Annotated in this window: 12 protein-coding genes, 2 tRNA genes and 3 rRNA genes; 13 read left to right on the forward strand and 4 right to left on the reverse strand. The window is 41.3% G+C overall.

What is annotated here, in order from left to right; translation table 11 throughout:
- Nucleotides 1-7: 7 nt before the first annotated feature.
- The 8 genes from tyrS to ACB088_RS16405 all read left to right on the forward strand — a co-directional run bounded on the left by tyrS (nt 8) and on the right by ACB088_RS16405 (nt 8414).
- Entirely contained in the window at nt 8-1240 is a 1233-nt protein-coding gene (gene tyrS, locus ACB088_RS16370) for a tyrosine--tRNA ligase (RefSeq protein WP_375037466.1), read from the forward strand.
- A gap of 163 nt (nt 1241-1403) precedes the next feature.
- The gene (locus ACB088_RS16375) at nt 1404-1694 is read left to right on the forward strand and encodes a hypothetical protein (protein WP_375037467.1); all 291 of its coding nucleotides are present in this window, start codon (nt 1404-1406) and stop codon (nt 1692-1694) included.
- A gap of 584 nt (nt 1695-2278) precedes the next feature.
- A 16S ribosomal RNA gene (locus ACB088_RS16380) occupies nt 2279-3816 on the forward strand.
- A gap of 59 nt (nt 3817-3875) precedes the next feature.
- Nucleotides 3876-3952, forward strand: a tRNA-Ile gene (locus ACB088_RS16385).
- Nucleotides 3953-4008: 56 nt separating this feature from the next.
- Nucleotides 4009-4084: transfer RNA gene (locus ACB088_RS16390), tRNA-Ala, on the forward strand.
- 372 nt (nt 4085-4456) lie between these two features.
- Nucleotides 4457-7350: ribosomal RNA gene (locus tag ACB088_RS16395) — 23S ribosomal RNA — on the forward strand.
- A 182-nt stretch (nt 7351-7532) separates the two neighbouring features.
- Nucleotides 7533-7647, forward strand: a 5S ribosomal RNA gene (gene rrf / locus ACB088_RS16400).
- Together the 16S, 23S and 5S rRNA genes with 2 tRNA genes alongside form the textbook arrangement of a ribosomal RNA operon.
- A 167-nt stretch (nt 7648-7814) precedes the next feature.
- On the forward strand, nt 7815-8414 hold the full coding sequence (locus ACB088_RS16405; RefSeq protein ID WP_375037468.1) for a glutathione S-transferase family protein: 600 nt from the start codon (nt 7815-7817) through the stop codon (nt 8412-8414).
- A 57-nt stretch (nt 8415-8471) separates the two neighbouring features.
- Here the strand turns inward: ACB088_RS16405 and ACB088_RS16410 are convergent, their stop codons facing one another.
- On the reverse strand, nt 8472-9164 hold the full coding sequence (locus ACB088_RS16410; protein ID WP_375037469.1) for a TIGR04219 family outer membrane beta-barrel protein: 693 nt from the start codon (nt 9162-9164) through the stop codon (nt 8472-8474).
- A gap of 655 nt (nt 9165-9819) precedes the next feature.
- Here ACB088_RS16410 and ACB088_RS16415 point away from each other — a divergent pair.
- Together ACB088_RS16415 and ACB088_RS16420 are read left to right on the forward strand one after the other, a co-directional pair.
- On the forward strand, nt 9820-11298 hold the full coding sequence (locus ACB088_RS16415; RefSeq protein WP_005037781.1) for a sodium-dependent transporter: 1479 nt from the start codon (nt 9820-9822) through the stop codon (nt 11296-11298).
- 12 nt (nt 11299-11310) lie between these two features.
- On the forward strand, nt 11311-11454 hold the full coding sequence (locus ACB088_RS16420; protein ID WP_004640212.1) for a methionine/alanine import family NSS transporter small subunit: 144 nt from the start codon (nt 11311-11313) through the stop codon (nt 11452-11454).
- 41 nt (nt 11455-11495) lie between these two features.
- Here the strand turns inward: ACB088_RS16420 and rsmB are convergent, their stop codons facing one another.
- Both rsmB and fmt read right to left on the reverse strand, forming a co-directional pair.
- Nucleotides 11496-12800: a 16S rRNA (cytosine(967)-C(5))-methyltransferase RsmB gene (gene rsmB / locus ACB088_RS16425; RefSeq protein ID WP_375037470.1), complete on the reverse strand. Its 1305-nt coding sequence runs from the start codon at nt 12798-12800 to the stop codon at nt 11496-11498.
- Entirely contained in the window at nt 12797-13759 is a 963-nt protein-coding gene (gene fmt, locus ACB088_RS16430; RefSeq protein ID WP_209734524.1) for a methionyl-tRNA formyltransferase, read from the reverse strand. Before fmt ends, rsmB begins: the two co-directional genes overlap by 4 nt.
- Nucleotides 13760-14107: 348 nt before the next feature.
- On the opposite strand from fmt, the gene ilvD reads away from it, so the two are divergent.
- From ilvD to ACB088_RS16445, 3 genes are all read left to right on the forward strand, one after another.
- Nucleotides 14108-15937: a dihydroxy-acid dehydratase gene (ilvD, locus tag ACB088_RS16435; RefSeq protein WP_016801744.1), complete on the forward strand. Its 1830-nt coding sequence runs from the start codon at nt 14108-14110 to the stop codon at nt 15935-15937.
- A 316-nt stretch (nt 15938-16253) separates the two neighbouring features.
- The gene (locus ACB088_RS16440) at nt 16254-17543 is read left to right on the forward strand and encodes a hypothetical protein (protein ID WP_005037789.1); all 1290 of its coding nucleotides are present in this window, start codon (nt 16254-16256) and stop codon (nt 17541-17543) included.
- 78 nt (nt 17544-17621) lie between these two features.
- Nucleotides 17622-18353, forward strand: a complete 732-nt coding sequence (locus ACB088_RS16445; RefSeq protein ID WP_375037471.1) for a sulfite exporter TauE/SafE family protein — start codon at nt 17622-17624, stop codon at nt 18351-18353.
- A 9-nt stretch (nt 18354-18362) separates the two neighbouring features.
- Here ACB088_RS16445 and ACB088_RS16450 read toward each other — a convergent pair whose 3' ends face one another.
- The gene (locus tag ACB088_RS16450; protein WP_375037472.1) at nt 18363-19253 is read right to left on the reverse strand and encodes a LysR family transcriptional regulator; all 891 of its coding nucleotides are present in this window, start codon (nt 19251-19253) and stop codon (nt 18363-18365) included.
- Nucleotides 19254-19290 lie beyond the last annotated feature (37 nt).

Raw genomic sequence — 19290 nt, forward strand, 5'->3', positions numbered from 1 at the left:
ATAACTGATGTGTTTAGGTTTTGTGATGTCAAATTTCTTGCCCGCCGAAGAACAGCTTGCCCTCATCCAACGAGGCACGCACGAAATTATTTCAGAAGAAGATTTACTGAAAAAGCTCAAAGAGAACCGTCCTCTTAAAATTAAAGCTGGTTTTGACCCTACAGCACCAGATTTACATTTAGGACATACTGTTCTTATTAATAAATTAAAAACGTTCCAAGATTTGGGTCATGAAGTGACCTTCTTGATTGGTGACTATACTGCCATGATTGGCGACCCAACTGGTAAAAGTGCAACTCGTCCGCCGTTGTCACGCGAACAAGTAGAAGCCAATGCTAAAACTTATCAAGAACAAGTTTTCAAAATATTAGATCCGAATAAAACAAAAGTACGTTTTAACTCAGAATGGTTTAATCAAAAGTCTGCTGCTGACCTTATTCAGTTGGCAAGCCAACAAACCGTATCTCGTATGTTAGAGCGTGATGACTTTACAAAGCGTTATAGCAACCATCAGCCAATTGCGATCCACGAGTTTTTATATCCTTTAGTTCAAGGCTATGACTCTATTGCACTTGAAGCTGACGTAGAGTTAGGTGGTACAGACCAGACTTTTAACCTTCTCATGGGTCGTACTTTACAAAGTCGTTATGGCCAAGAATCACAAGTGTGTATCACTGTTCCGATTCTAGAAGGTTTAGATGGCGTAAATAAAATGTCTAAATCTTTAGGTAACTATATTGGTGTATTTGATACACCAGGGGCAATGTACCAAAAAGTTTTATCAATGCCTGATTCTTTAATTGAACGCTATTTCGATTTACTCAGCTTTAAATCTCTAGATGAGATCAAAACTTTATTAGATGAAATTACTGCTGGTCGTAATCCGCAAGAAGTAAAACGTATTCTTGCACTTGAACTAGTTGAACGTTTCCATGATGCAGAAGCTGCAGCTAATGCACATAAAAGTGCTGGTAACCTTATTACAGAAGGTGAAGTACCCGAAGACACCCCAGAGGTGACTATTTCACGTGGTGAGTTTGGTGGAGAAATCTTTATTGCTACGATTCTACGTTTAGCTGGCCTAAATCCGAATGCAGCAGCTGCAAAAGATGCTGTAGCTCGCGGAGCAGTAAAAGTTGACTGGAATGCTGTTGATGCAAGTTTCTCTGTAAAAGAAAACGGTACTTTCATTATTCAGTCAGGTAAGAAAGCAATTGCTCGTGTAACTTTCACTGACTAAGAAAGTTGTGTAGTGATAAAAAGCAGGAGTAATCCTGCTTTTTTATTTAAGGATCATAAAAACAATTCAGCGTTCCACGTGGAACAATCTAAAGATCAGTAATTCAGTAATAATAAAAGAAGTAAATTAAAAATAAGAAGAAATATAGAGCGGGGTAGAGTATTTGCTCTATTATTTCTTTGGAATCTTTGGAATCTTTGGAATCTTTGGAATCTTTGGAATCTTTGGAATCTTTGGAATCTTTGGAATCTTTGGAATCTTTGGAATCTTTGGAATCTTTGGAATCTTTGGAATCTTTGGAATCTTTGGAATCTTTGGAATCTTTGGAATCTTTGGAATCTTTGGAATCTTTGGAATCTTTGGAATCTTTGGAATCTTTGGAATCTTTGGAATCTTTGGAATCTTTGGAATCTTTGGATTAGAAGAAGCTATATTTAGAAGAAGCTATATTTAGAAGAAGCTATATATGCCTCTAAGCTCTATAGAAGACATATAAAACTCACGATAACCTACATTTCTGAATATAAGAATTAAGAAAAAGTAGTAAAAATGCCTAAAAAAAAGTCACATACATCACTTTTTTCGTAAAATAGTAGAAAAAATCGGCACTCAATAGAAAAAGACTGAAATACCCCTTGCCAAGAGAATTTAATCATCTATAATGCACATCCATCGGCGGTGATGCAGATAGAAACTTGTTGAAAAACAGTTACTTGGAATTGAGTGAGTTGCTTTAGGTAATGAATTTGATGAGAAGTTAGTTTTGAGAATAAGTTTTAAAAATATCGAAATTACCTGTTGACTTTTAAGAGATTAAGAGTAATATAGCCGACCTAGCTTGCTGGTGACGAACCAGTAAGAAGATCATTAAGAGATTATGAAGAACAACTTGTGTGGATTTTTACTGATTGATCGATCGAAATATTATCATTGATTGATTGGTTTAAATTACTCGAAGTTTATTTGAGCGAAATTTAAGTCAGAAAATTGATGAGCCAGAATTGGCACCTTGTCTTTAATAAGGTGCAAAATGATTTTTAACTGAAGAGTTTGATCATGGCTCAGATTGAACGCTGGCGGCAGGCTTAACACATGCAAGTCGAGCGGAGTGATGGTGCTTGCACTATCACTTAGCGGCGGACGGGTGAGTAATGCTTAGGAATCTGCCTATTAGTGGGGGACAACATTTCGAAAGGAATGCTAATACCGCATACGTCCTACGGGAGAAAGCAGGGGATCTTCGGACCTTGCGCTAATAGATGAGCCTAAGTCGGATTAGCTAGTTGGTGGGGTAAAGGCCTACCAAGGCGACGATCTGTAGCGGGTCTGAGAGGATGATCCGCCACACTGGGACTGAGACACGGCCCAGACTCCTACGGGAGGCAGCAGTGGGGAATATTGGACAATGGGCGCAAGCCTGATCCAGCCATGCCGCGTGTGTGAAGAAGGCCTTATGGTTGTAAAGCACTTTAAGCGAGGAGGAGGCTACTGAAGTTAATACCTTCAGATAGTGGACGTTACTCGCAGAATAAGCACCGGCTAACTCTGTGCCAGCAGCCGCGGTAATACAGAGGGTGCAAGCGTTAATCGGATTTACTGGGCGTAAAGCGCGCGTAGGCGGCTAATTAAGTCAAATGTGAAATCCCCGAGCTTAACTTGGGAATTGCATTCGATACTGGTTAGCTAGAGTGTGGGAGAGGATGGTAGAATTCCAGGTGTAGCGGTGAAATGCGTAGAGATCTGGAGGAATACCGATGGCGAAGGCAGCCATCTGGCCTAACACTGACGCTGAGGTGCGAAAGCATGGGGAGCAAACAGGATTAGATACCCTGGTAGTCCATGCCGTAAACGATGTCTACTAGCCGTTGGGGCCTTTGAGGCTTTAGTGGCGCAGCTAACGCGATAAGTAGACCGCCTGGGGAGTACGGTCGCAAGACTAAAACTCAAATGAATTGACGGGGGCCCGCACAAGCGGTGGAGCATGTGGTTTAATTCGATGCAACGCGAAGAACCTTACCTGGCCTTGACATAGTAAGAACTTTCCAGAGATGGATTGGTGCCTTCGGGAACTTACATACAGGTGCTGCATGGCTGTCGTCAGCTCGTGTCGTGAGATGTTGGGTTAAGTCCCGCAACGAGCGCAACCCTTTTCCTTATTTGCCAGCGAGTAATGTCGGGAACTTTAAGGATACTGCCAGTGACAAACTGGAGGAAGGCGGGGACGACGTCAAGTCATCATGGCCCTTACGGCCAGGGCTACACACGTGCTACAATGGTCGGTACAAAGGGTTGCTACCTAGCGATAGGATGCTAATCTCAAAAAGCCGATCGTAGTCCGGATTGGAGTCTGCAACTCGACTCCATGAAGTCGGAATCGCTAGTAATCGCGGATCAGAATGCCGCGGTGAATACGTTCCCGGGCCTTGTACACACCGCCCGTCACACCATGGGAGTTTGTTGCACCAGAAGTAGGTAGTCTAACCGCAAGGAGGACGCTTACCACGGTGTGGCCGATGACTGGGGTGAAGTCGTAACAAGGTAGCCGTAGGGGAACCTGCGGCTGGATCACCTCCTTAACGAAAGATTGACGATTGGTAAGAATCCACAACAAGTTGTTCTTCATAGATGTATCTGAGGGTCTGTAGCTCAGTTGGTTAGAGCACACGCTTGATAAGCGTGGGGTCACAAGTTCAAGTCTTGTCAGACCCACCATGACTTTGACTGGTTGAAGTTATAGAAAAGAAGATACATAACTGATGATGTAAGCTGGGGACTTAGCTTAGTTGGTAGAGCGCCTGCTTTGCACGCAGGAGGTCAGGAGTTCGACTCTCCTAGTCTCCACCAGAACTTAAGAGAAGTTCGGATTACAGAAATTAGTAAATAGAGGTTGTAAGATCTTAGTTTATTAACTTCTGTGATTTAAGTATCACGGTATTAAGCATGACCTGACGAAGGCATGTTTATTCATTAACAGATTGGCAAAATTGAGTCTGAAATAAATTGTTCACTCAATAATGAAAAGAGAAGAAGTAATTCTGATCTTGGAATTAATTGAGAACTAGCAAATTAACTGAATCAAGCGTTTTGGTATATGAATTAGATTGAAGCTGTACAGTGTTTAAATACACAGTACTTCAAACTGTAAGAGATTGATGAGAAATCATTGATCATGTCTTATTACTCCTTGTAGGTAATAACGACTGTTTGGGGTTGTATAGTCAAGTAATTAAGTGCATGTGGTGGATGCCTTGGCAGTCAGAGGCGATGAAAGACGTAATAGCCTGCGATAAGCTCCGGGGAGGCGGCAAATATCCTTTGATCCGGAGATTTCTGAATGGGGGAACCCACCTACTTTAAGGTAGGTATTGCAACATGAATACATAGTGTTGCAAGGCGAACGAGGGGAAGTGAAACATCTCAGTACCCTTAGGAAAAGAAATCAATTGAGATTCCCTTAGTAGCGGCGAGCGAACGGGGATCAGCCCATTAAGTTATGTGTGTTTTAGTGGAACGCTCTGGGAAGTGCGAACGTAGAGGGTGATATTCCCGTACACGAAAGGGCACACATAATGATGACGAGTAGGGCGAGGCACGTGAAACCTTGTCTGAATATGGGGGGACCATCCTCCAAGGCTAAATACTCCTGACTGACCGATAGTGAACCAGTACCGTGAGGGAAAGGCGAAAAGAACCCCTGTGAGGGGAGTGAAATAGATCCTGAAACCGCATGCATACAAGCAGTGGGAGCCGACTTGTTCGGTGACTGCGTACCTTTTGTATAATGGGTCAGCGACTTATATTCAGTAGCGAGGTTAACCGTATAGGGGAGCCGTAGAGAAATCGAGTCTTAATAGGGCGTTTAGTTGCTGGGTATAGACCCGAAACCAGGCGATCTATCCATGAGCAGGTTGAAGGTTGGGTAACACTAACTGGAGGACCGAACCCACTGTCGTTGAAAAGCCAGGGGATGACTTGTGGATAGGGGTGAAAGGCTAATCAAGCCTGGTGATAGCTGGTTCTCCCCGAAAGCTATTTAGGTAGCGCCTCGGACGAATACCATAGGGGGTAGAGCACTGTTTCGGCTAGGGGGTCATCCCGACTTACCAAACCGATGCAAACTCCGAATACCTATGAGTACTATCCGGGAGACAGACTGCGGGTGCTAACGTCCGTAGTCAAGAGGAAAACAATCCAGACCGCCAGCTAAGGCCCCAAAATCATAGTTAAGTGGGAAACGATGTGGGAAGGCATAGACAGCTAGGAGGTTGGCTTAGAAGCAGCCACCCTTTAAAGAAAGCGTAATAGCTCACTAGTCGAGTCGGCCTGCGCGGAAGATGTAACGGGGCTAAAACTATGTGCCGAAGCTGCGGATTTGACTTTTAAGTCAAGTGGTAGGGGAGCGTTCTGTAAGCCGATGAAGGTGTATTGAGAAGTATGCTGGAGGTATCAGAAGTGCGAATGCTGACGTGAGTAACGACAAAACGGGTGAAAAACCCGTTCGCCGAAAGACCAAGGGTTCCAGTCCAACGTTAATCGGGGCTGGGTGAGTCGACCCCTAAGGCGAGGCCGAAAGGCGTAGTCGATGGGAAATTGGTTAATATTCCAATACTTCTGTGTAATGCGATGAGAGGACGGAGAAGGTTAAGTCAGCCTGGCGTTGGTTGTCCAGGTGAAAGGAAGTAGGCATGCATCTTAGGCAAATCCGGGGTGCTCTATGCTGAGATCTGATAGCAAGCTGTACTTGTACAGCGAAGTGGCTGATACCATGCTTCCAGGAAAAGTCTCTAAGCTTCAGTTACACAGGAATCGTACCCTAAACCGACACAGGTGGTCAGGTCGAGTAGACCAAGGCGCTTGAGAGAACTCTGCTGAAGGAACTAGGCAAAATGGTACCGTAACTTCGGGAGAAGGTACGCTGTTGTTGGTGATGGAACTTGCTTCCTGAGCTGATGACAGCCACAGAAACCAGGCCGCTGCAACTGTTTATTAAAAACATAGCACTCTGCAAACACGAAAGTGGACGTATAGGGTGTGATGCCTGCCCGGTGCTGGAAGGTTAATTGATGGGGTTAGCGTAAGCGAAGCTCTTGATCGAAGCCCCAGTAAACGGCGGCCGTAACTATAACGGTCCTAAGGTAGCGAAATTCCTTGTCGGGTAAGTTCCGACCTGCACGAATGGCATAATGATGGCGGCGCTGTCTCCAGCAGAGGCTCAGTGAAATCGAAATCGCTGTGAAGATGCAGTGTACCCGCGGCTAGACGGAAAGACCCCGTGAACCTTTACTGCAGCTTGACATTGAACTTTGACCTTACTTGTGTAGGATAGGTGGGAGGCTTTGAAGTTGGAACGCTAGTTCCAATGGAGCCGTCCTTGAAATACCACCCTGGTAATGTTGAGGTTCTAACTCTGCCCCGTAATCCGGGGCGAGGACCATGTCTGGTGGGTAGTTTGACTGGGGCGGTCTCCTCCTAAAGAGTAACGGAGGAGTACGAAGGTGCGCTCAGCGTGGTCGGAAATCACGCGTAGAGTATAAAGGCAAAAGCGCGCTTAACTGCGAGACCCACAAGTCGAGCAGGTACGAAAGTAGGTCTTAGTGATCCGGTGGTTCTGTATGGAAGGGCCATCGCTCAACGGATAAAAGGTACTCTGGGGATAACAGGCTGATACCGCCCAAGAGTTCATATCGACGGCGGTGTTTGGCACCTCGATGTCGGCTCATCTCATCCTGGGGCTGAAGCAGGTCCCAAGGGTATGGCTGTTCGCCATTTAAAGAGGTACGCGAGCTGGGTTTAGAACGTCGTGAGACAGTTCGGTCCCTATCTACCGTGGGCGCTGGAAATTTGAGAGGATCTGCTCCTAGTACGAGAGGACCAGAGTGGACGAACCTCTGGTGTACCGGTTGTGACGCCAGTCGCATCGCCGGGTAGCTATGTTCGGAAGGGATAACCGCTGAAAGCATCTAAGCGGGAAGCCTACCTCAAGATAAGATTTCCCTAGGACTTTATGTCCTCTAAAGAGCCGTTCGAGACTAGGACGTTGATAGGTTGGATGTGGAAGCATAGTGATATGTGAAGCTGACCAATACTAATTGCTCGTGAGGCTTGACTATACAACACCCAAGCAGTTGTATATAAAGCATCAATCGATTCATTAATATGCAAAGCAACTTGATTTAGTTATACGCTTAGCTAAAATGAACAAAATAAAGTAAGACTCAATCAGCCCATCTGTAAAGATTTGGAAAACGCATCGGCAACTAATAAGACCAATGCAAGTATCCATACCAGTTGTGCTGGCGACCATAGCAAGAGTGAACCACCTGATCCCTTCCCGAACTCAGAAGTGAAACCTCTTAGCGCTGATGGTAGTGTGGGGTTTCCCATGTGAGAGTAAGTCATCGCCAGCTCATTATTCAAACACCCTCAACTTAACAGTTGGGGGTGTTTTTTTATGTCTGAAATAAATGACGAAAATAAAGAATCAATGCAATAAAAAAGAACCCTATGAGAGAGCTGTGCTATAAATAATAAGAAAATTATCTATTTAAGCATAAATAATAAGAGAGAAGTACATATGAAAATCTATGGTGATGTGGGTTCGGGTAATTGCTATAAAATCAAACTCTTACTTTCCTTGTTAAATATTAATCATAGATGGATTCATATTGATATTTTAAAAAAAGATACACAAACCCAAGAGTTTTTATCCCTAAACCCTAATGGAAAAATACCTGTATTAGTTCTGGAAGATGGTCGTGTTTTAAGTGAATCGAATGCTATTTTAGGTTACTTAGCTGAGGGAACAAAATTTATTCCTATAGATCTTTTTATTAAAGCAAAAATGTACCAATGGATGTTCTTTGAACAATATAGCCATGAACCTTTTATTGCAGTTGCACGTTTTATTAATAAATATTTAGGCTTACCAGAAGATAGAAAAACCGAATATTATAATTTACAGCCAAAAGGGCATAAAGCATTATCTATTATGGATAAAGTATTAGCAGAACACGACTATCTTACAGGACCACAACTCACTATTGCTGATATTGCGCTATATGCTTATACACATGTGGCTGATGAAGGTGGCTTCGATTTAAAGTTATACCCAAATATTCAAGCATGGTGTCAGAGAATTCAAGAATATCCCAGATATGTGAGTATGATTGAATAAAAAAGAACTCTTATAGAGCCCTTTTTTATATAAAAGAAATTTCGAGCTTGTTCTGGTTTAGAAATGTGCTTCTAAGCCTACATAGGGACCTTTAAACTCAAATTTAAGGTCATTATTATCGTAGTCATCTAAATCAATATTGAGTATGCGATAGCCTGCTGTTAAACCAAGATCAATGAGTAAGTTATCTGCAAATTTATATTTTACTTCTGCTAATGCATCTGTAATTCGTGCATCATCAAAGTTTGTATACGTTGCTTCACCTTTAGCACTTAAGCCTGTAAATGGAAGTTTTACTTCACCTGATAAATAAGCAATAGGATATGTTTTATCAATATCTACACGCTTACCTGTATACGCAGTGATATCACCATTTAGTACAGTTGCACCAAGTCCGGCATCTACACTGACAATATTATCTAGTAATTCGTAATAGAGTATAAAATCGCTATGATCTAAATCAACTTTATAGTTGGCTTGACCTAAAGTTTCTGATTTAGTTTGAGTATCTAAATTTACATAACGAATTTTTGCATTTGGAATAAATGGGATTGGGTGTTCTACTGACAATGAGAGTTGAGCACTACCTTTTTGATCTAGATCCTGATCATCAGGGAATTGAGAAGATATATTAGCTTTACCATCATAAAACCAGTAGCCCACTTCTCCTTTGACTCCAACAAAGTCTGCTTGAGCAAAGCCACTTAAGCCCATCCCGAGCGCTAATAAAGACATTTTTAATATTTTCATTTTAACATCCGAATAAAAGAAATCTTCGAGCGCATGATATAGACATCTTGCTACAGATGCATTGATAAAAAATAAGCCTATCGAGTATATATCTATAAGATTTTTTGAGACTGAATAAAAATCCATGTATTTCAAATAACTAATATTTATTTATTAATTTTGATGTCACTAAGCGTATAAAAATTTTAGTATAAATTTTGTCATCTAACAGTAAGGTGACATTTAAATCTTAATTGAAAACTGAAGAGTTAAGAATAAATTACTGGATAAGTCGAGTAATTGAAGAACTCTTTCAATGAATTGGAATAAAATATCATTGAACAATAAAGTCAGCCCCTAAGCTTTAGGACGTAAAGATAAGCTGAAAAATAACCAATTGTGAAAAAAACTTGGAAAATTCGTAAAATTTCTGATGGAAATTACAGTAAAAAGAAATAAAAACAGGTATTGTTCAGCTATATAGGAGCAAAAAATGGACAAAAATCTTTAAGGAAGAATTTTCTATTTTTGCTTGTTTGTTAAGGGAATAAAAATACTCAAAAGGTTCTTTTTATTTTCTACAAACACAAAAGTATTTTTTGGTTCTTTTTTTGCATGCGGAATAACAATCAACAATAGCAGTAAAAATAAGTAATCTTTTAACATTAGGTGTTTTATGGCAGATTCTCGTGAAAACTGGACGTCACGATCTGGTTTTATTATTGCAGCCGTTGGTTCGGCTGTAGGCTTAGGTAATATTTGGCGCTTTCCATACGTTGCTTATGAAAATGGTGGTGGTGCGTTTCTTATTCCCTATCTATTGGCACTCATTACTGCTGGTTTACCGTTACTATTTTTAGATTATGCGGTAGGACATCGTAGTACTGGTTCGCCTCCAAAAGCATATCGTGCTTTATTTAAAGGCGGAGAAACTTTAGGGTGGTGGCAGGTTTGTGTCTGCATCATCATCGGTTTGTATTATGCAAGCGTCCTGACGTGGGCAGGTAGTTACGTTTACTTCTCTATTGGTCAAATGTGGGGAAGTGATCCAGAAGGTTTCTTCTTTAATACTTACCTACAAACCTCAAAAGCGACTGGTTTTGATTTACAGTTTGTAAGTCATTTATTCTGGCCGATTGTTGGAATTTGGGCACTTACTTTAATTATTCTTTATGGTGGCGTGAAAAAGGGTGTGGAATTATCTAATAAGATTTTCATGCCATTATTATTCGTTCTATTCACTATTTTGGTGATTCAGTCATTGCGTTTGCCGGGTGCAGTTCAAGGTTTGAATGCATTCTTCACGCCAAACTGGTCAGCAATGATGGATTATAAAGTTTGGTTAGCCGCTTATGGTCATACCTTCTTCTCACTATCTGTTGGTTTCGGGATCATGGTGACGTATGCATCATATTTGAAACCAAAAACTAATTTAACAGGTTCTGGCTTAATCGTTGGTTTTGCAAATGCATCAACAGAGATTCTAGCGGGTATTGGTATTTTTGCAGCGCTTGGCTTTATGGCACATGCTGCTGGTACTGAAGTTAAAGATGTGGTGAGTGGCGGGATTGGATTGGCATTTATTGCATTCCCTAAAATTATTTCAAGTTTAGGTACAGGTGCCGATTTATTTGGTCTCTTATTCTTCTCTTCACTTTTCGTCGCAGGTATTTCTTCGATGGTCAGTATTTTGGAAGTGCCTATTGCAGCAATGCAAGATAAGTTGAAATGGGGCCGTAAAAAAGCTGTAACTATTATTGGTGGTGGTAGTGCGCTCGTATCAATTATTCTATTCTCAAGTGTAAATGCAATTAAACTGGTTGATATTGTCGATCACTTTATTAATAACATCGGGATTATTGGTGGCGCATTAATATCAATTATTAGCGTAGCTTGGTTTAAACGTTCAGCGCTTAAAGAACTTAGTGACCATATAAATCGTATCTCAACCATTCAAGTTGGTAAGGGATGGGATTTCACTTTAACAGTCATCACCTCTTTAATCTTGTTAACTACACTCTGTTTGACTGTTTTTAATTTGATCAAAAATGGCTATGATACTTATAGTATGAGCTTACAAGGTGTATTCGGCTGGGGCAGTGTGATTTTCTGTGCGGTCGTTGCAATCGTGTTAAGCAAAATGAAAGATCGCTAGGAGGATAAAATAATGAATACTTCGGCAATCGTGATGATGGTAATTTCGATGGTGTTTTTATGGGGTGGATTGATTTTATCCATTCTACATTTGTCGAAACATCCTGAAGAGTTAGATGATGTTTTAGAAGATGTAAAAGATCAGCACACGCTTTGATGCTGATTAAGTAAAAAAGCAGGCTCGAAGCCTGCTTTTTTTTATACAATTTTTTGAATTTTACAATAATAAAATCCATCGCCAGATTGTGCTTGCGGCAGTAATTGGCGGCCATGAATTTGCTCAATACCCCAATCTGCTTCAATTTTAATTTCTTTCGCATCATTATGTTCTGCAAAGAAATCTATCATTTGCTGTTCATTCTCAGCTTTTAAAACTGAACATGTGATGTAGAGCAGTGTACCGCCAGCTTTGAGCTGTTGCCACATGTGCTGCAAGATCTGCTTTTGTAGCTCAATCGTTTGGCCTATATCGCTAGATTGGCGTAAAAGGCGTATGTCAGGATGACGTCGAATGACCCCTGTTGCAGAGCAAGGCGCATCTAGCACAATACAATCTACAGGCTGCGCTGGAACCCATTGGGTTGCATCTGCTGCCAAAATTTCAGTATGAGTTTGATCGAGTGCTAAACGGTTTAAATTTTCAGTCACACGGACTAAACGATTAGAATCCTGGTCAATGGCAATGAGCTTAGCCGGTTTAAACTTTTCGAGTAAATGAGCCGTTTTTCCACCGGGTGCTGCACAGGCATCAATCACTGTTTTATTATTTAAATCTGGCAATAATTCTGCACAAAGCTGAGCGTGTTCGTCTTGTACAGAAAACCAGCCTTGTTCAAAACCAGGTAGCTGCGTAATTTGAACAGATTGTTCAAGGACGATGCCTGCTTCAGACAAAATACATGCACGTGCTTTAATTTCTGAACTTTGTAATTTTGCTAAATAAGCGTCTCGACCAATGTGGCGTTGATTAACCCTTAAGGTTAAAGGTGCGACTTGCTTTAATGATTGGCATAGAGACTCGGTTTGTTCACCCCAATCTTTTTTCACACGCTTATAAAGCCAACTTGGTAAGCCATGCGCATGTTGTAAACCTTGTTGAAATTCATCAGTTTCACGCGTCGCTCGGCGCAAAATAGCATTCACAATGCCGCTGAGTGCTGGGAACCCAAGTTGTTTAGTGGCGTCTACTGTTTCAGATATGGCAGCATGTGCGGCAATACGCGTGCATAAAACTTGATAAAGGCCGACGTAAAGACAGGTTTCAACAGTTTCATTGTTTAACGGTTTGCTGAGTAAAGGTAGGCTAATTGATTTAAGCGCAAACCATTGACGCAATGTACCCAGAACAAGTTCATGAAATAGTGCACGGTCACGTTCTGCAACTTGATTTAGCTGTGTATTTAAAATACTAGCGAGTGATTGGCCTTGCTGAACTTTTAATAACGTCTGGACGACTTGAGCACGTAAGTTAAATCGTGACGAATTTGATGAAACCTGACTCATGGCAGAATTTGTCCTACGTGAAGTTTTTGAGTTTGGGCAATTTGTTGAGCATTCATTGCTTTGCCGCCTGGCCATTGCACACTGGTCAGACAAATAAAGGAATCTTGCCCACAAGCAACATGTACGCCTTGCTTATCAATCGCGATAATTTCACCAGCTTGGGCATTCGCTTTGTTTTGACTAGAAATTGTTGAGCTCCAAACACGCAGAGCATTATTTTCATCTAACTGAACGAAAGCAACAGGCCAAGGGTTGAATGCACGAATATTTCGGTCAAGTTGAATAGCATCAGTTGACCAGTCAATACGAGCTTCTGATTTCACGAGCTTGTGTGCATAGACAGTTAGGCTTTCATCCTGAACTTCACGTTCTGCCAAATATTTTTGTAATGTTGCTTCTGACTCGAGTACTGCACAAATTGCTTCTGCACCTTGAACAGCCAATTTGTCATGCAAGCTGGCAGAGGTCTCTTCGGCGCTGATTGGGCAGTAGGTTTTATACATCATATCGCCTGTATCTAAACCAGCAGCCATCTGCATAATCGTAATTCCTGTTTCATCATCACCTGTTGCGATTGCGCGCTGAATTGGTGCTGCACCGCGCCATCGTGGTAATAATGAGCCGTGAATGTTTAAACAACCATATTTAGGTGTATCGAGCACAGCTTGTGGAAGAATCAAACCATAGGCAGCAACTACCATCACATCAGCACCTAAAGCAGCGAGTTCTTGTTGAGCTGCCAAGCCTTCTTCAGTTGAAGCTTTAAAGTGAAGCGGTTGATAAACAGGAATATTATGTTCAAGGGCAAGCTGTTTTACAGGAGATGGCGTTAATTTTTGTCCGCGACCAGCTTTACGGTCTGGTTGAGTATAAACCGCGATAATTTCATGGGAAGTTTTTAATAAAGCCGCCAATGCTGTTGCAGCAAATTCGGGGGTGCCAGCAAAAATAATTTTCACAAATGCAATCCAAAAAGAGTTTGTGGGTAGTATACGTGAAAAACGTTTGAAGCCCTAAACTCATGGCTATTGAGAGATTTGGTTTTTAAATAGTGAACAAAAAATTATTGAAAAACTTTTATTGATAAAAAAAGGTTATGAAAAAATAAAAAATTATTCATGTAAGTTTTGCTAAATATTGACTGACTATTACTGTTCTTGGCTTTCCGAATATTATTTGCTTCTATAGAATGGAGAATGATCAAATTATGATGATGAGTCAATATTCCGACTGATCTAACGCTATATCAGTATCATTCAGCCAGAGTGGGAGAAATTTCGCTCAAGCACAACTTGTTGGAAACACTAATGCCTGACTATCGTTCAAAAACATCGACACACGGAAGAAATATGGCTGGCGCACGTGGCTTATGGCGTGCAACAGGAATGAAAGATGAGGATTTCGGCAAACCGATTATTGCGGTGGTCAATTCATTTACTCAATTTGTTCCGGGCCATGTACATCTTAAAGATCTAGGGCAGCTTGTTGCAGCAGAAATTCAGGCATCAGGTGGTGTTGCTAAAGAGTTCAATACGATTGCAGTAGACGACGGGATCGCAATGGGGCATGACGGCATGCTTTATTCTTTACCATCACGTGATTTGATTGCTGACTCAGTAGAGTACATGGTGAATGCGCATTGTGCTGATGCTATGGTCTGTATTTCTAACTGTGACAAGATTACTCCGGGAATGCTCATGGCTGCGATGCGCTTGAATATTCCTGTTGTTTTTGTGTCTGGTGGACCAATGGAAGCAGGTAAGGTCAAATTCCGCGGTAATGAAAAAGCGATTGACCTTGTTGATGCAATGGTTGTTGCAGCTGATGAAAGTTATACAGACGAAGAAGTTGAAGAATTTGAACGTTCAGCATGTCCAACCTGTGGTTCATGTTCAGGTATGTTCACTGCAAACTCAATGAACTGTTTAACCGAAGCGTTAGGTTTATCTTTACCGGGTAATGGTTCGATTGTCGCGACACATGCTAATCGTAAAAAATTATTCTTAAAAGCAGGTCAACTTATTGTTGAATTGGCTAAGCGCTATTACGAACAAGAAGATGCAAGCATTTTACCTCGTTCAATTGCAACAAAGGCTGCATTTAAAAATGCCATGACGCTTGATATTGCAATGGGTGGTTCAACCAATACCGTTCTACACTTATTAGCTGCGGCAAGTGAAGCGGAAGTTGACTTTACCATGGACGATATTGACGAACTATCACGTCGAGTGCCTGTATTGTCTAAAGTAGCGCCTGCAAAACAAGATGTTCATATGGAAGATGTACACCGTGCAGGTGGAATCATGGCCATTTTAGGTGAACTTGATCGTGCGAAGTTACTTGATGTATCACTACCAACTGTACATGAGAAAACTTTAAAAGATGCATTAGATAAGTGGGATATTATTCGTACTGAAGATGCAGACGTATATGAGTTCTATCGCTCATCTCCGGGTGGTGTACCAACACAAGTTGCATTCTCTCAAAATCGTTACTATGCAACTTTAGATGGCGATCGTGAAAAAGGCGTTATCCGCAATGCAGAACATGCATTCTCTAAAGATGGTGGTTTAGCTGTGCTATACGGCAACATCGCTCTTGACGGATGTATTGTAAAAACTGCGGGTGTAGATGAATCTATCCTAAAATTTACTGGCACAGCGCGCGTATTTGAGAGTCAAGATGCTGCTGTAGACGCAATTTTGGGTCATGACATTAAAGCTGGCGATGTCGTTGTGATTCGTTATGAAGGTCCACGTGGTGGTCCGGGTATGCAAGAAATGCTTTACCCAACCAGCTATCTTAAATCAAAAGGTTTAGGAAAAGACTGTGCATTAGTTACAGATGGTCGTTTCTCTGGTGGTTCATCAGGTCTTTCGATTGGACATGTTTCGCCAGAAGCTGCTGAAGGCGGTGCCATTGGTTTGGTTGAAGATGGCGATACCATTGAAATTGATATTCCAAACCGTACCATTCACTTGAACGTTGATGATGCGACTATGGCGCACCGTCGTACAGTTCAAGAAGCGAAAGGCTGGCATCCAAAAGAAGAACGTAAACGTAAGGTATCAAAAGCATTAAAAGTTTATGCAATGCATACAACAAGTGCAGCGAAAGGAGCTGTACGCGTTCTATAAAATATTCAATTTTAATAATTGAGTAGAAATTATGCACTCTTCAACACGATGAATTATTATCTGTTGAGGGTGCATTTTTTTCGCCTGATGAAAAAAATAGGCTTGTAGATTAGGGTGTTGCAAGTCATTCTATGGGTTTGTCATAAAATGATGATAAAATCTTCACCGATGCAGGAACACGTGCAATAACGTGATATTTATTCTGCGAAGCAGAGCCCGTTAGTATTTTGTATATTAAGCTTCTGCTGCACTTTGTACTGCGATCAAAGCAGTTTTTTGGTCTAGCTTAGGATTTTATTTTTTAGAGGCACTATTCATGTCACTGCTACGCCGTTGGTTTGACCCTATCCGATCGAGTTGGTTTTACCAAAAACCCTCTCGTCAAGCGGTGTTACCCACGGAAAATGGTTTAAGTATTTATTTACGACTTGATGATGTGTATAGCTATTTGGCTGTTCAGCAATTGTCTCAGCTCGATGAGATTTTAAGTGATGAACTTAAGCCTTTAAAAATTATTATTTCCCATACGGCTTCTGAACCTCCAAATGGTATGTCACATGAAGAGTGGCAAAATTATTGTCTGAATGATGCGAAAATTTTAGCCAAGCAACACCGTTTTGCTTTTGATGAATTTCCAGAAATCCCAAGCCAAGAATCTTTAAAACAAGCTGCTGTCATATTAAAAAGAACCCCATTACAAGGTCAGAATTTCTTACATTTACTAGAAGATATTTTTCACATGCTTTGGCAGCAACAATATGGAAAGCTGCGTACTTTACATGCCATGGCAGTTAAACATCAGCTTCCTCAACATTTTTCAGAACGTATTTTTACGGATGAACCTGTACCGGCGGCGTACTTTGAATTTGGTGGACGTAAGTATCATGCAGTAGATGATCTATTACGTTTAACCCGTCGTCTAAAACAGCAAAAGTTATTGACTGGTAATCCGATCTTTTTAATTAATCATATCGAATGGCGTGAACATTTGATTAATGATGCGGAGGCACTTACCGAAATTCAGACACTTCGTCCTGAACTCGATATATATATTGCCTTAGAAGATCCAATGAGTTGGCTGTTACTTGCTTATATTAAGGAAGAGCTGGCCGATTATTATGACATTCAATTAAAAGTTTACCCTTTAAGCTATCAAGGCCGAGATTGGTTTGACTGGAGTTTAGCAACCCGTGTTTCTAAACGAACAGATGTAGCTTTTACTCCTTTTTGCCGTCCTACAGAAGAAAGTACGCTTGAGATGGCAAAGCTTTTCTATAGCGTGCCTGAAAATCAGCAAATCGATACGGTTTTTACGATTTTGCAGGCTGTTTGGACAAAAGGCAAAGATTTATCTTTCAAAAAGCATTTCCAAGAATTACAGCAACAGTTGGGAATTGAGCAGTTAACCGAACAGGATGTGCCAGCTGTTCTGGCGCAAAATGACGCATTTTGCAGAGATAAGCATCAGCCTGATTTACCAGTTTTAGAGTTGCGTATTGATGGGCAAAGCTATGTATTTAATAGTTTGTATCGTGTTTGGATGATTGAAAGTATTTTTAGCAATGTATTAGAAGAAAAATATAAAACTGCCTCAACTTTTAATTGAGGCCTTCTCCTAAAAACAAGAATAGGGCAAAGCCTGTTTTTTCCGTAGCATAGCCTTGTAGGGAATCGGAGATAAACAGTGACATTTCTAGCAATTATTATGGTGGTTTTTGCCTTTGCTGGCATGATTAAAGGCATGATCGGCTTAGGGTTGCCCGCGGTATCGATGGGCCTACTCACCATCGCAATGAGTCCTTTTCAAGCAGCATCTCTTCTGATTGTTCCTTCAATGGTGACCAATGTCTGGCAGCTTTTCGCTGAAGGACATGTTTGGGCTTTTATTCGCCGTTTCTGGACTTTACTTGTAGGCATTGTGGTGGGCTCAATATGGAGCTTTCTACCCACCTTGAGCCAAAGTCATGGGCATAGTAGTGAGATTTTATTAGGCTGTATGCTGGCTTTATATGGACTCTATGGTCTATGTGTGAAGAAGCTCCCGCACTTAGGCAAGCATGAACGTTGGCTATCGCCCATCATTGGTTATATTGGTGGGGCAGTGACGGTAGCAACAGGTGTAATTATTATTCCAGTAGTGCCTTACTTGCAGTCGTTGCATTTAAAACGTGATGAGTTGGTACAGGCTTTGGGGCTGACTTTTACCGTGTCTACCATTTGCCTTGCAGTCTTTTTACACCACAATCCTATGTCAGGAATAAAGCTAGACTATCGTTTATCTTTTGCGGCTTTATTCGCTGCATTAGTTGGAATGTGGTTAGGTAAAAAAATCCGTTATCGACTCAATGAGCAGAAATTTCGCCGTATTTTTTTCATTGGTTTAGTGTCATTAGGGATTTATATGGTTTTGCACTAAGCCAAGTGTTTAAGGGCGATGTTGCAGTAAAAAATCAGAAAACTGTTGATAGCTTTGAGGGAGCTGATTGAAATTTTGTGTTGCTAAAAGCAATTTACGGTTTGCCCACGCCCCTAGCAGTTGAATGGAATGAAAATCATAGTCCGATTGCAAACGCTGTGCAGCGCGGGCGGGCATAATTGCAATTCCAACACCTTTCGCCACAACCTCAGCAATTGCTCCAAAATTAGGTAAACGTAAACGATACTGTATGTTAAAGCCTAATAGCTTAGCTTGAGTTTCGATAGACTGTTGCAAAGAGTGGTGGGGTTTAAGACCAATAAAACCATAGCTTAGAGCATCTACCAAATTCAGCTCTTGGTATTGAGCTAACTCATGCGTAGCGGGGCAAATCAGAACTAACGGATCACTAGCAAATTCCTTAGTTTGCAAATGTCGGGTATCAAAAAAACTTGAGACGAGTCCTAAATTGGCAATTCCCTGCGTTAATGCATCTACAATTTCAGAGCTTTCGGCTTCATGTAAATCGATATTCATTTCGGGATGCAGTACAAGATATTGCGGTAAGAGAGGCGGTAGATATTCACTTTGAGCAGAAGAGTTACACCACAGCGTTAATGCCTCTGTGGTAGGGTGCCTAAAACGCTGCATTTCTTGTTCGAGTTGATCTTTTTGTGCTAAAAGCTGACGACCATGTTCTACAAAAGCATGACCAGCTGTAGTGAGCTCTACGCCTGTAGTTTGGCGAATAAATAATGGTGTTTCAAAATACTGTTCGAGTTTTTTGATACGCTCGCTGGCAGCTTGAAGTGAAATCGCGGAACGATCTGCACCTTTAGTTAGGCTACCTGTAGAGACAATATGGAGAACCAGTTGTAAATCAAAAAAATCAAAACGCATGACAGGGAACGTATTGAAGGGTAAGAGATCATCATAC

Origin of the sequence: Acinetobacter sp. RW6 (assembly GCF_041956835.1) — a bacterium.
In the GTDB taxonomy this organism is placed as follows: domain Bacteria; phylum Pseudomonadota; class Gammaproteobacteria; order Pseudomonadales; family Moraxellaceae; genus Acinetobacter; species Acinetobacter calcoaceticus.

Coding starts and splice junctions, on each gene's coding strand:
- ACB088_RS16410 (WP_375037469.1), bottom strand. CDS start 9,164: ATGAAAATATTAAAAATGTCTTTATTAGCGCTCGGGATGGGCTTAAGT.
- tyrS (WP_375037466.1), top strand. CDS start 8: ATGTGTTTAGGTTTTGTGATGTCAAATTTCTTGCCCGCCGAAGAACAG.
- ACB088_RS16440 (WP_005037789.1), top strand. CDS start 16,254: ATGTCACTGCTACGCCGTTGGTTTGACCCTATCCGATCGAGTTGGTTT.
- ilvD (WP_016801744.1), top strand. CDS start 14,108: ATGCCTGACTATCGTTCAAAAACATCGACACACGGAAGAAATATGGCT.
- ACB088_RS16405 (WP_375037468.1), top strand. CDS start 7,815: ATGAAAATCTATGGTGATGTGGGTTCGGGTAATTGCTATAAAATCAAA.
- rsmB (WP_375037470.1), bottom strand. CDS start 12,800: ATGAGTCAGGTTTCATCAAATTCGTCACGATTTAACTTACGTGCTCAA.
- ACB088_RS16450 (WP_375037472.1), bottom strand. CDS start 19,253: ATGCGTTTTGATTTTTTTGATTTACAACTGGTTCTCCATATTGTCTCT.
- ACB088_RS16420 (WP_004640212.1), top strand. CDS start 11,311: ATGAATACTTCGGCAATCGTGATGATGGTAATTTCGATGGTGTTTTTA.
- ACB088_RS16415 (WP_005037781.1), top strand. CDS start 9,820: ATGGCAGATTCTCGTGAAAACTGGACGTCACGATCTGGTTTTATTATT.